Source organism: Erythrobacter sp. R86502, from assembly GCF_042466465.1.
Taxonomy (GTDB): Bacteria; Pseudomonadota; Alphaproteobacteria; order Sphingomonadales; family Sphingomonadaceae; genus Erythrobacter.
Genome location: NZ_JAXHCJ010000001.1, coordinates 1,801,994 through 1,815,721, shown reverse-complemented (window position 1 = coordinate 1,815,721; position 13,728 = coordinate 1,801,994). Strand labels below are relative to the sequence as shown.

Sequence of the window (13,728 nt, the reverse complement as noted above, 5' to 3'; positions counted from 1 at the left end):
GCCTTGCGCGGCTTAGTGAAACGCCTGACGCCGAAGCCCCGAGACATGCGTAGCCGGCGCCGGTCCCCGGCAAAACGGCAATTGCCGATCCCGTAAACTGGGCCCCTTCACCCTGATTGCGGGTCAGCGTGCTGTGTATGATTGTCACCGCCGGGGCATGTAAAAATTTTTATGGCCCAAATTCAGGGGTTTTGCACAAAATCAAGGATTTTTGCGACAATAATGATGCAAGTTGTGATCGAATTGGGACCGTTCCTGTAAAAAGCCGACTTACAGATACCATGCAGATATTGAGCGACACCTTCACCCCCGGCGAAACTGAAACGCCAGAACCTGAACAGGGCAGGCGTCTGTATGTCATCGATGATGACACCCAAGTTCGCAAATCGCTGCATTTCATGTTTCGGGCATCTGGCATTACCGCCTGGCCCTTTGCGTCAGCCTGCGACTTTGTTGATCAGTTGCATGGCTTGTCCCCTGCGCCCATTCTGCTTGATTTCCAGATGCCGGAAATGGACGGCCTCCAACTGCTCCAGGCGCTGAAGGATCGCGATGTGGCATGGCCATCAATCGTGCTGACGGCGCACGCCGATGTGGCCGTAGCCGTGCAGGCCATGAAACTTGGCGCTATTGATGTTCTGGAAAAGCCTTTCACACCTGATGCTGTCAATCGCGCGGTATCGCTAGCCTTTGCTGCCCTTGACCAGGCCGAACACAAATTTTCCGCTCGCGAACAGGCGAAGCACAATTTCGGTCAACTGACGGCACGTGAACGTGAAACAATTGCCATCTTGATGGAAGGCGTGGCCAACAAGGAAGTTGCTCATCGATTGGGGCTCAGCGTTCGCACTATTGAAATGCACCGCGCCAACGCGATGGCAAAACTGAACGTCAAGAGCATCGCGGAGGTTGTAAAACTCGCAGAAGTCGCCGGTTAGGATCGCGCATCCGGCGTTCTGGGATAGGCTCTTCATTTCAAAACATAATCGATTTTAGATTTTTCCGCTCGAAGATCGGCAATGATCTCATCGGTGATGAGTCGGGGGGGCCGCAAATTGCCTGAATCGCTCGGATCGAGGACGCACGAAGATGCCGCGCCGCGCTTTAGAAAGCTGGAAAGAGCAATCCACCATTATTCACCCGGCGGTGCGCGCTGCTGCCGAATTGGCGAGACTGTCTCCGCTTCCTACCCTTGTCATTGATGGACCTTTGTCAGACCACAGGGTCGTGACGGCCAATGATGCCATCGCCGCGCTGGGAGACATACCGCCCGAAATTTTGGTCGGACAGCCCGTCACATCGCTGATCGGCACAGACGCGCATTGTCTTCAGGCATCACTGTTCCGCTCCGCGTTGGCAAAAGGGTGTGGCGGTAAATGGCAGATAATGACCGGGTTTGGTCCCCAGCCTCGCGTGGCTGCGACTGTGTACCTGACGCCTCTCTGCGATGCGGGCAGTCGTGTGGTGGGTCACAATGTCAATCTTGTCTTTCCGGCAATAGCCCCCGCGGCGATATTACCCGGCTCTGCCATAGAAGAGGGGATTTTCGACAACGCTCCCGGCTTCGTCGCCGTGCTTCGCGGTCCGGAACATATTCTTGCATATGCCAACACCGCGTATAGCCACTTCTTTAAGCAGAATAGGCTTACCGGCTTTCGCATTGTTCAGGCTTTGCCCGAAACAGTCGATTGCGCCGTTCTGGTAGTGTTGGACAACGTCTATCGTACAGGCATTCCCTTTCAGGGCACGGATGCGTCCATCACGATAAGGGATGCGGCAACAGGACAGTTGCAGCAGCGTTGGATTACCGTGACTTGCCAACCCCTGCGCGATGACACTGGCACGATCACAGGTGTGATATGCCAAGGGCATGACGTGACCGCGCCGCACCTGATGGGCGATGTTGTCGAAGAACTGGAACACAAGATCGTCCACCTTTCGCGCGTGAACGCAATGGGCACGATGGCCACCCAGCTTGCGCACGAGCTCAATCAACCGCTGACCGCGATCGGCAACTATCTGGCAGGTGTAAGCCCCCTCGAAGCGCGAAAGCCGGACGAAAGCCAGCTGTCCGAGGCGCTGGATGGCATCGCTGCAGCGTCGACACGTGCCTCCACGCTTATCAAGCATCTGCGGCACTTGACCCGGGATCGCAAACCCAATCTTGCGCGGTTCGAGCTTAACGAAGCAGTGGCGGAATGTATTCAGCTTCTGAAAGGTTCGTGCGAGCACACCATCACGATCGACAATCGGGTGCTCAGTGAAATTACCGTGGTTGCTGACCGTGTGCAGATCCAACAGGTTCTGATCAATCTGCTCCAGAATGCGTGCGAAGCGATGATGGACAGCGGCGGAACCCGCATCGTGGTGGACGCGCACAGCATCGAAGATGGCGTAACCTTAAGCGTAAGCGACAGCGGGACGGGCATTGCATCGCAGGCGATCGACGATCCGTTTTTCTGGGGCGCATCGTCGAAGGATGATGGCATGGGCGTCGGGCTTTCGATTTGCCGCACCATCGTAGAGACGCATGGCGGAACCATCTGGCTTGAAAAAACCGGACCCGAAGGATCGGAGTTCCGCCTCCACCTACCCAAGGTTTAGACGGAGCGCTTTTGAAGTTTCCCGGGCAGCCGTGCGGAACGACTGAAGTGATCGATCATTATCGGCACCTGTGCGCTCGGCTGGGCTTTGCCAAAATGATATCCTTGCGCGATATCGCAGCCGTGTGCTCTGGCGAATTCAGCCTGTTCCGCGGTTTCGATCCCTTCGGCGACAGTTGCGATCCCCAGGCTTTTGCCAAGACCGATAAGTGCGCGCACGATGGTGCTGTCATCGAAGTTTCGGCCGATGCCACTGACAAATGACCGATCGATTTTCAGAACGTCGACCCGGAACTGCTTAAGGTGCGTGAGCGAGGCATATCCGGTGCCGAAGTCGTCCAGCGCGATCCGCACGCCCGCCTTGCTCAAAACCGAAAGCGCACGATCAACATGCTGCGCACCGCGGCCCAGAAAGACGCCTTCGGTCACTTCGAGTTCGATCATGTCAGGAGACAAACCGCGCTTGCTAATCTCTCCCAGCAGCATTTCGGCAAAGCTGTTGGTTCGAAAATCGGCGGCTCCGGTGTTGATCGCCACGTGGCCGAAGGCAAGGCCGCGGTCAGTCCATGACCTGATGTCATCCAGCACTGACGCAATCATCTGCGCGCTGATCGCAACCGCCAGTTCGCGATCATCGAAGGCGTGGGCGAAACTGCTTGGCATGATCGCAAGCTGAGGCCCGATCTGGCACCGCGCAAGCGCTTCGAAGCCAACCAGTGCGCCGGTGTTGAGATCGATTTTAGGCTGATAATGCGCGATCAGTCTTCCCGCTTCCAGTCCTTCGCGAGCGACTGAAAGCATACGGGCTTCGCGATCGAATTCCTCCATCAGCCGCGGACTGAAGATTTCTGCCCGACCGCGGACAAGCTTGGCCTCTGCCAATGCCAGATCAGCGCATTTCATCAGCCCATCTGCGTCACTGGCGTGATCGGGAAAAATCGCCACTCCGATACTTGCCTTACAGGGGATCAACCGGCCGCGATGCGGAATCGGTTCGTGCAAACGGGTTGCCAAGGATCGCACGACATCCGCGATTCGTTCCGCTTGGCCAATACCAGTCAGGATCACCCCGAATTCATCACCACCCAACCGCGCAGCCGTATCGCTGCGTCGCAGCAGGGACTGAAACCTTTGCGCAAACCCGCACAACAAGGCGTCGCCGGCATCGTGGCCGAGCGAATCGTTCACTTGTTTGAAGTGATCGACATCGACAAACAGCATTGCCGCGCGCGTTCCTGTTCGGTCCGCGTCACGAACCGCGTCGTGCAGGCGTCGATGGAACAGGTCGCGGCGCGGCAGACCGGTCAGATCGTCATGTTCGGCCACATAGCGCAGCCGTTTGGTCAGTTGCGACTGCGCCATGACCTGTGCGTCACGTTCATTGACCAGACGACGCAGCTCCAAAAGCGCCTCGACCTGTCTAGCAAGCGTACGGAGGGTTGTTTCTTCGATGGGCGTCAAGCCTTGCGGACGCGGGGTCCCATCGATGACGCAAAGGGCCGCGATCGGCGTTCCGTCTGCGGCGAGAATACGCATGCCGGCATAAAACCGCACATATGGCGGCCCGATAACCATAGGATGCACAGCGAAGCGTTCGTCTTCGACGGTATCTGGGATGACGAACAGGTTGTCAGCTTCGATCGCATGCGCACAGAACGACGCCGATATTGGCGTTTCTCCCGGTTCGATACCGCACCGTGCCTTGAACCATTGACGGGTGTCGTCGATCAGGCTGATCGCGGCCGCCTTGGTGCCGATGATCCGTGCTGCCAGCGTGACAATATCGTCGAACTGGGTTTCGGGCGCACTGTCGAAAATGTCGTAACGTGCGATCGCCTCGCGCCGCAATTGCAGGCGGCTTTCATCGCGACCGGCGCGCCTGTTGGCTGCGTCATCGGGAACAAAGTCAGGTATGGCGATCGTCACGTTGGGGGTAATTCCTTGCCTTTGGGCGCTGAAGGGGTGTTTGTCTGGGCAGAGCCAAGCAAAGCCCGCGCCGACCCCAGCGCTTCCACGCTAAAGGGTTCCAGCAACATCACGCCGGCATGATCCCCACGTGTCCAACGCACGGTGCCTTGTGCGGTCAGCCCCCCTGGCAGTGTTACTTTCATATCGAGGTCTTTGATAAGGCTTCCATCGTTCATCAATTTGAGACCACGTTGCGAAATATCGATCACGCGCAGATTGCGCAGACCGTTGGCGCAATGAGTGACCGCAGTAGTTGCGACCGGCAGCCTGACCGCGCGGGTAATCCCGACCTGCGCACCCACGGCAAGTGCCGCGAGCAGATCGGTCGAACTGATCGGTTGGTCGAACTGGAGCCCAAATTCCTTATCTTTCGTCCAGACAACGTGGCCGCATAATTCTACGCCTTCGACCAACTCAACGATCAGAATGTCTGACAGGTTAACCTGAATTTCCGTCCGCAGACCTGCCCCGCGGTCCGACATGTTCGTTATGCGCGCCAAGCCTTCGTCACCTGCGCAGATCACACGGGCCACGCGGAAAAGCGTTTTCATGCGGTCTTCAGCGCGGCGATCCGGATGCTGCGACACGTCGTTGGACCAGGTGTTGGTTATCGTTTTCTGCGGTGACTGCGACATTCTCGTCTCCCCGCCGCCTTCTTGAAAGAAGAGCAGGCAGACGAAAATCTGTTGAAGCTACGGGACCAGCGTTAACCAAGACGAAACAGTCGGCAAACGGATCGGATTTGTCCGTCTCGCGCGATCTCTATTTCGGTTGACCCCGAATGCTTCGGCGCTTGCCCTGCCCGAAGCGACTTCGTAGTCCGGCCGCATACGCTGCGTCATGTTCGCAGTGATATTCGCAAACAAAGGACAGCTGTGTGAACGCCACCGCAACCGGCCCGACAACGCCTATGGCCGGGCATGACGAAAAGATCGCGTTGCTGACGCAGATCGAACAAAGGCTGCGGTGGTTGTCGTCCTGGATGGTGCACAATGCCAACAATATCCGCGACAAACGCGATGGTCTAAAAGTTGGTGGGCATCAGGCAAGCTGCGCGTCGATGACGGCCATCATGACGGCGCTCTATTTCCATGCCCTCCGCCCGCAAGACAAGGTTGCTGTCAAACCCCATGCCGGGCCGGTGCTTCACGCTATCCATTATCTTCTGGGCGAACAGTCCCGCGACAAGATGGAGCGATTTCGCGGATTGGGCGGGGTGCAGTCTTATCCCAGCCGTACGAAGGACACGATCCCGGTGGATTTTTCGACCGGATCGGTGGGTCTGGGCGTTGCGGTGACGGCTTTCAGCAGCTTGGTGCAGGATTACCTGATTGCGCGCGGCCAGTTGGCTGAAACCGACGCGGGCCGGATGATCGCGCTGATGGGGGATGCCGAACTTGATGAAGGCAATATCTATGAATGCCTGATTGAAGGGTACAAGCACGATTTGCGCAACTGCTGGTGGATCGTCGATTACAATCGGCAATCTCTGGATGCGACCACTGCCGACCGCATGTTTCGCCGGTTCGACGATATATTCGAAACCTGCGGCTGGCGGGTAGTGACCTTGAAGCACGGCAAGCTCCAGCGCGAAGTCTTCGATCGGCCCGGCGGCAAGGCGCTGGAAGACTGGATCGAAAACTGCCCGAACGCCGATTTTGCGGTTCTTACCTATCTTGGCGGCGCAGCTTGGCGCGAACGGTTAAATCGCGATCTTGGCGATGCGAAGGAAACGGCCGATTTGATTGCTGCCCATGACGACGCAGCACTTGCACGGCTGATGACCAACCTTGGTGGGCATTGTCTCGAAACCCTGACCCAGGCCTTTGATGGCATCTGCGACGATCAGCCAACTTTGTTTATCGCCTACACCGTCAAGGGGTATGGGCTACCACTGGCAGGGCACAAGGATAACCATTCCGGTATGATGAACACTGCGCAGATTGAAAGTCTGCGCGATGACCTTGGGATCCTGCCAGGGCAGGAATGGGACAAATGGGCAGGACTGGGAGACAATCTGGCAGCGCGGCTGGATGCGTTCATCCACGACACTCCAATTTCGCATAAATTGTCCGAGCGCAGCGCTCCCGCCGTTGTCGTTCCTGACCAGCTGCCGGTGCCTGAGGGTGCGATCCAATCGACCCAGGCGGCGTTCGGGCGCGTGCTGTTCGATCTGGCAAAGTCGGATGAACCGCTCGCCGATCGCATTGTCACCACCGCGCCTGATGTGACGCAAACGACAAATCTTGGGGCCTTCGTCAACCAGCGCGGCCTGTTCCGGAGGCAGGAACTGGCCGATGTGTTCCACAAGGCTCGCATTCCCTCTACGCAGAAATGGGCGGCAACCAACGCCGGCCAGCACATCGAGCTGGGCATAGCCGAACACAATTTTTTTCTTCTGCTAACCGCACTTGGCCTCTCAGCACCCCATTTTGGCACCCGCCTGCTTCCTGTGGGGACAGTGTACGATCCATTTATCGCCCGCGGATTGGATGCGCTGAATTATGGCTGCTATCAGGATGCACGCTTCTTGCTGGTCGGCACACCATCGGGGATCACGCTGGCAGGCGAGGGCGGTGCGCACCAATCGATTAACACGCCGCTGATCGGCATGGGACAGCCGGGTCTGGAAAGTTTCGAGCCTGCGTTTGCCGATGAAGTGGCTTTGATGATGCGTTGGGCGTTTGACCACATGCAGGCGGACGAGGGGAGTTCGGTATACTTGCGCCTGACCACCCGTCAGACCGAACAGCATGTGCGCACCGATACCCACTGGAAGGCAAACGCGCTGGCTGGAGCCTATTGGCTGCGCGAACCCGGTCCGGGAGCGAAGGCCGCTATTGCGTATTGCGGTGCGGTCGCGCCAGAGGCCTTGGCCGCGTGGGAAGCCTTGCGCGATGATGTGCCCGGACTTGGTCTGTTGGCCGTCACGTCGCCGGACCGGCTTCACCGTGACTGGTCGCGGGCACGCGCTGCACGCTGGAACGGCGGTACATACGCGCCCAGTCATTTGGAAACACTCCTGCGCCAGCTGGCGCCTGACGCGGGGCTTGTCACGGTTCTGGATGGTTCGCCTGCTGCCCTGTCATGGCTGGGCGGAGTGTGCGGACACCGCGTCAGCCCCTTGGGCACAGATCGGTTCGGACAGACGGGCGATCTGGTCGATCTTTATCGCACCTACCGTTTGGACACCAACGCAATTATCGATGCCATGGCAGAGCTGTTCCTGTAACGGCCACACGGCGATAAATATCAGACACCAATGGTTTATCGACCAACGACGTGTCGGCCCCTAGCAATATCGTTTCGCACCGCTAGTCTCCCGTTCCAACTGAGGGAGACTTTTTCATGCGCACTATCGCCGCCATTCTGCTTGCCGGGGCTGCCTGCATCACCACACCGCTAGCCGCACAATCAAAGGGTCGCGATACCACGAACAGTGAAAGTGCCTGGAATGTAGAGGCGCCGAAGGGCGCGGTTATTAAGCAGGTGCCGATCCGCACTGATGAAGGCACCTGGATCGATGTCGACGTATCGCCTGACGGTAGAACGCTGGCATTCACTCTGCTTGGCGACATTTACACCATGCCGATCGAAGGCGGAACGCCGCGGCGGATCGCTGATGGCCTTGCGTGGGATGTACAGCCACGGTTTTCCCCGGATGGCAGCCGCATTGCGTTCACTTCCGATCGTGGAGGGGGGGACAATATCTGGGTGATGAACACCGATGGTACGGACAAACGTCAGGTGACCAAGGAAAATTTTCGCCTGTTGAACCAGCCAACCTGGTCGCCCGACGGACGTTTCATCGCGGCAAAGAAACATTACACCACCGAACGCAGCGCCGGCACGGGCGAAATCTGGCTGTACCACGTCAGCGGAGGCGGCGGGGTCCAGGTGGTCGAGCGCGCCAACGAGCGTCTGCAAAAGGAACTGGGTGAGCCGGTCTTCGCCCCCGATGGCAGCGCAATCTACTATACCCGCAACACGACGCCCGGGAATGTTTTCGAATATGCCCAGGATTCCAATGCGGGTATCTTCGCGATCGAACGCCACGATCTTGCTACGGGCGAAGTCACCACTGCTGTCAGCGGTTATGGCGGCGCGGTACGGCCTGCGCCTTCGCCCGATGGCGCGCAACTGGCCTTCGTGCGGCGAGACAAGGACCAAAGCCAACTTTGGGTAAAGGACATCGAAAACGGCCGCGAACGGATGATTTTCGGCCAACTTGATCTGGATGTGCAGGAAACCTGGGCGGTTACCGGGGTCTACCCGAACATCGACTGGCTGCCCGACAGCAGCGGGATTGTGTTCTGGGCGGGCGGCAAACTGAACCGCGTCAACCGCGACGGTACAGGTCACGCGGTCATCCCGTTTGCCATCAACGACACACGGGGCATTGCTGATGCGCCTCATCCCGACATTGCCGTGGCGCCGGACACGTTCGTTACGTCAATGCCGCGGTTTGCGACACTTTCGCCAGACAGCACCCGTGTCGTGTTTGAAAGCCTTGGTCGGTTGTACAGCAAATCCGCGCGCGGCAGGGATGCGCCGGCACCCCTGACGGGCGACACGGCAGACGTGGTAGAAGCCTTCCCGGCCTTCAGCCGCGACGGGCAAAACCTTGCTTATGTCCGGTGGAGCGATAACGCCTTGGGCGATATTGTGATTGCCGATGCCAACGGCCAGAACCGCCGCGTGCTGACGGGCCCGGGGCATTTCGGCAACTTGGCCTTTTCACCTGACGGCAGCATGATCGCCTTTGAAAAGCGCGAAGGCGGCTACCTTACCGCCGCAGATTATTCCGAAAACCCTGGAATTTACGTCATCTCGGTGAACGGCGGCGAAGCGCGTTTGGTAAGCCGCGACGGCAGCGTACCGCAATGGGGCGAAAGCGCCAGCCGACTGTTCATGGTGGCGCGTGAAGGCAACGGCATTGCGCTCATTTCAACCGATTTGAGCGGCGAAGCGAAACGCATCCATGCCAAGGGAGAATTGGCAAACGACCTTCGTATTTCGCCCGATGGTCGTACCATCGCCTTCCGTCAGAATTACGAAGTTTTCGCAATGCCCGTAATTCCCGGGGGCAAACCGGTTGATGTAAGCGAAACGGGCGGCGCGCTTCCGGTCACCAAGGTTAGCAAGGGCGGGGCCGATTATCTGGGCTGGGCCAATGGCGGCGAGACTTTGTTTTGGTCAATCGGACCCAGCCTCCAGAGTGCAAATGTCGCCGAACTTTTCCCCGCCGCGCCCAAAGCTGACGGCGCAAAGGCGGCGTCCTATACACCTCCTGCTACGGGTATCACGCTGGGTGTCACCGTGCAGGCAGCCAAACCCGCTGGAACGACTGTCATCACAGGCGCCCGGGTGCTGACGATGAAGGCTGGCCTTGGCACACAGGATGCAGGCGTTATCGAAAACGGGCTTATCGTCATAACCGGAGATCGTATCACCGGGGTTTACGATGCCACGACGGTGCGCATCAGGCTGCCTGACGATGCGGTCATGATCGATGCCAGCGGCAAGACTATCATGCCCGGCCTTGTGGATGCCCATGCGCACGGAGCTTACGGCGTTGGCGATCTGATCCCCCAGCAAAACTGGGCCTTGTTGCAGGATCTCGCCCTTGGCGTCACCACGGTGCATAACCCGTCGAGCCAAGCCAGCACAGTCTTTGCCGCAGCCGAGCGTCAAAGGGCCGGGCTAACGCTGGGGCCGCGGATCTTCTCGACGGGCGAAATCATCTACGGGGCAAAGGCACCTGGTGTTTACGCGCGCATCGATACTTATGAAGACGCGCTTGCCCATGTGCGGCGGATCAAGGCGCAAGGCGGCATTTCAGTCAAGAATTACAACCAGCCCCGCCGCGAACAACGCCAGATGGTTGCACGTGCTGCGGCCGCTGAAAACATGCTTGTCGTAGCTGAAGGCGGGTCGCTGTTCGGGATGGACATGAACCTTGTCGCAGATGGCAATTCGACGTTGGAACACAACGTTCCGGTCGATGTGTTCTACGAAGACGTGCTGCAGTTCTTCGGCCAGTCGAACAGCAATTACACACCGACACTAGTCGTGACCTATGGCGGATTAGCAGGCGACCCCTATTGGCGCCAAGCAACCAACGTCTGGGAAAACCCGTTGATGGTGCACACGCCGCCCAAAATGCTCCTTGCCGAAACCGGCCGCCGAACAACGGCGCCTGACTGGGCCTTTGTCGATGACAACAACGCGCGCGAAGCAAGGAAACTGGCGGAGCGCGGCGTCAAGGTCAGCATCGGTGCACACGGCCAGCAGGCGGGTATCGGCGCGCATTGGGAATTGTGGAGTTTCGTTCGGGGCGGAATGACCCCGGTTGAGGCGCTTAAAGCCGGCACGATTACCTCTGCACAGTCTCTGGGGATGGGCAAGGACATCGGTAGCATTGAAGTTGGAAAGCTTGCCGACCTAGTGATCCTTTCTGACGACCCCAGCGCCGACATCTCCAATTCGGACAACATCGAAAAGGTCATGCTTGGCGGGCGGCTTTATGATGCGGTCACGATGAACGAAGTGAGCACGGGAAATGCCACGCGCCAACCCTATTGGTGGGAAGCCAATGGCGGCAACGGCGCTGGGGGGGGCGAACACACCACCGAATCCGGCCGCGGTCATGCCGATGGGGACGCAGGGTAACGAACATGGCGGCAGCGGGGGGAACCGCTGTCGCCAATTCGTTAGAATTGGCGGCTTTGGCGTACCAGTTCAGCCATGCGCACACTCGCACCAGCGGCTGTAGTCCGAGCGTGATCCGCGCCCACTGTCGCAGCGGTTGCCGCAGCTTCTGCAAACAGACGCCCGCCAACCGAAACCACGGTGGGGTGATTTGCCGGAACCGAGCGGCTGTGCTCGATCACACTGCGAAGGCCAATCAGCGATTGTTGCCGGAACAGCGCATCGGAAAGGCCGATGTCCAGCGCATCAGGGCGCTGCGCTCTGAGCTGATTGAGAAGCGCTTCCTCGCTATCAGGGAAGGTCATTTCCACCTCCCAACCTGCATCGGTGAACTGATCGGCAAGCAGCGCGGTACCCAACATATGAGGCTCGCCGGGTGCCGTGGCGAGAAGGATGCTGTAACGGCTGCTGCGGATCGCTTGCGGTGCTGTTTCGTATCGCACCGCATGACCAGCAAGTTGCAGCATGCTGAGGGCAATTGTCAGATCGAGCTCTGAGCAATCATCCGCGAGCCAGGCATCGCCCAGTGCACGGGCCGTCGGTTCAATCAGCAGATTAAGCACCGCCGCGCTCGTCCAGCCTTGTTCGGCAAGCGCGGCAATCATCGCGTTGAGCGCAATATCGTCTCCGTCAAGCGCATGGCGGGCCGCCTTACGCACATGTTTTGCCATGGCCGGAGGAATACCTGCAGCAGCGTCCGCCAGATCAGGCGCATGAGAGAGCTTGCTGCTGAGAAACAAATCCCAACCTGTGAAGAGACGCGCCGGTGCCATGTGGCGGCTGAGCACTTCGATTTCGCTATGGCGCTGATCGCGGGCCACGGACGACCAGATCGCTTCCACACCTTCAGGCGGGCCTTCAAGGGTCTGAAGAAACCGGCCCTCTTCGAACAGAAGCATACCAGTCACCCCGACGCTCCGATTGCGCGTGCGAGCTTGGTGTGCGAGCGATCGCAATTCGGCCGCGCTGGGTTTTGAAGTGGCAGTGCTCTGATAGGTCAGACAACCGATCCAGTTGTCCTGCTCTGATTGCAGTTTTTCCGTTCTGGCCATTCACCGATCCCCACTTCGCCGTGGCGATAGGATAAGTCGAGCGGCGCGGAAGAGATTTGTCCGCACAAGCCCGGCGAGTCCCTTCGCCGTCTCATGTCGTGTCGCTGTAGGTGGCCCGGCATCTGCGCACCGGTTGTCCCTCTCCCAGTTTGCTGTCCTGCCGTTCCGCGGCAAAGGCCAGCGACGCATCGCTTTCATCAGTCAGGCCGGATCGTGATTCGTCTGACCTCGCGCGGCGCCCTTGACAGTCTGGCTGCCAAGTAGCGGGATCATCCCGAGAGACGGTGGTTTCGTCAAGCGATATATCCGCAACCCCCGGTCACAAAGCTGCAAGAGCAGCAGTGCTCGGCATTTGATCGCTATTTGCTGTTTCGTAAGAACCTGTCAGGAACGCATCATAGGTAATGGCAAGGGGCCATCGCGATGGTCAGTTGATGGCGCGGGCATCGACCAAGCGCGATATTGAGTTCTGCAAATCAGGCGGCGCGGGTAGTGAGGCACATCCGCCGCGCCGTTTGCGTGCGGGCTTGCTCTGGCGGCAAGCCCGCACGATTTGTATGTAGTAGTTTGCACGTTCCGGTAGGCCGCCCACACCTTGGGACTAACGAAATGGTGTGCGGCAGGGCATTGGCTGCCAGAGGGTCGGTTTGCTAGCGCAAAATGCTCCCACCTTTCACTACACTCGGTTATCGATGCCGTGATGTGCCTTGGCATCGGAGGCGTTGGCGCCTGTACAGGGGTCTTCTTAAAAGGAACGAGCAATGCGTTTTGCCCTCTTATGTGCTGCGAGCCTATTGGTTGCTGCCTGTAACGCTCCGGTAGAGGGCGATGCTCCCACCGCGGAAGACACCAAACCCGCCGAAAACGACGCTGGTGGTGCCTTCGCCGAAAAGTCGCCCGCCGCTACGGAATTTGCCAAAATGGTCACAAAAACCGATTTGTACGCCATTGCTGCGGCCAAAATCGCGCTCAATAAGGCGCAAACGTCAGAGGTGGGCGATCTCGCCAAGGTATTGATCGATGACCATACCCAATCATCGCGGGCGTTGAGGAATGCAGTTGGGCAAAACGCAGGAGCCATGGATTTGCCATCCGCGCTTGATCAGGAACAGAAAGCCTTGCTGGACGCACTTGCTGATCGCGATGGACTGGCCTTTGATCGCGAATATCTGAGCCAGCAGATTGCGGCGAACAGCAAGTTTCTGGCGCTGCTGAAAAGCTATAGCAAGACAGGTGATGATGCAGACCTGCGACAATTTGCCGAAAGTGCGATCCCCGCAGCGCAACAGACTTACAGCTGGCTCGATGAGAACTCGTTGCCAGTAGGCGGGGACGGAAGCTCGATTGACGCGCTAGCAGCAGACTGAACGGTCCCCCCTGGTCGGCGCTAAAAT

Annotated in this window: 8 protein-coding genes; 5 read left to right on the top strand and 3 right to left on the bottom strand. The window is 58.5% G+C overall.

The features are described from left to right. The first annotated feature begins 137 nt into the window (after positions 1-137). Positions 138-938 carry a response regulator transcription factor gene (locus SJY33_RS08655; RefSeq protein ID WP_379922361.1) on the top strand — a complete coding sequence of 267 codons (801 nt, stop codon included), beginning with the start codon at positions 138-140 and terminating at the stop codon, positions 936-938. A 151-nt stretch (positions 939-1,089) separates the two neighbouring features. Then, the gene (locus tag SJY33_RS08650; protein WP_379922360.1) at positions 1,090-2,604 is read left to right on the top strand and encodes an ATP-binding protein; all 1,515 of its coding nucleotides are present in this window, start codon (positions 1,090-1,092) and stop codon (positions 2,602-2,604) included. On the opposite strand, the gene SJY33_RS08645 is transcribed toward SJY33_RS08650, so the two are convergent. Next, complete coding sequence (locus SJY33_RS08645; protein WP_379922359.1) at positions 2,601-4,529, bottom strand: putative bifunctional diguanylate cyclase/phosphodiesterase; 1,929 nt, start codon at positions 4,527-4,529, stop codon at positions 2,601-2,603. The two genes, SJY33_RS08650 and SJY33_RS08645, sit on opposite strands and share 4 nt — an antisense overlap. Then, positions 4,526-5,206: a PilZ domain-containing protein gene (locus SJY33_RS08640; protein WP_379922358.1), complete on the bottom strand. Its 681-nt coding sequence runs from the start codon at positions 5,204-5,206 to the stop codon at positions 4,526-4,528. The genes SJY33_RS08645 and SJY33_RS08640 overlap by 4 nt, the downstream gene beginning before the upstream one ends. 275 nt (positions 5,207-5,481) lie before the next feature. Between SJY33_RS08640 and SJY33_RS08635 the strand changes: the two genes are divergently transcribed. Together SJY33_RS08635 and SJY33_RS08630 are read left to right on the top strand one after the other, a co-directional pair. Next, on the top strand, positions 5,482-7,803 hold the full coding sequence (locus SJY33_RS08635) for a transketolase (protein WP_379923555.1): 2,322 nt from the start codon (positions 5,482-5,484) through the stop codon (positions 7,801-7,803). 116 nt (positions 7,804-7,919) lie between these two features. Then, positions 7,920-11,243 (top strand): amidohydrolase family protein, encoded by a 3,324-nt coding sequence (locus tag SJY33_RS08630; protein ID WP_379922357.1) that lies wholly within the window; start codon positions 7,920-7,922, stop codon positions 11,241-11,243. 41 nt (positions 11,244-11,284) lie between these two features. Here SJY33_RS08630 and SJY33_RS08625 read toward each other — a convergent pair whose 3' ends face one another. Further along, positions 11,285-12,334, bottom strand: coding sequence for a BLUF domain-containing protein (locus tag SJY33_RS08625; RefSeq protein ID WP_379922356.1), 1,050 nt, complete (start codon positions 12,332-12,334; stop codon positions 11,285-11,287). 761 nt (positions 12,335-13,095) lie between these two features. Between SJY33_RS08625 and SJY33_RS08620 the strand changes: the two genes are divergently transcribed. Then, positions 13,096-13,701: a DUF4142 domain-containing protein gene (locus SJY33_RS08620; protein ID WP_379922355.1), complete on the top strand. Its 606-nt coding sequence runs from the start codon at positions 13,096-13,098 to the stop codon at positions 13,699-13,701. The last annotated feature ends 27 nt before the right edge of the window (positions 13,702-13,728 follow it).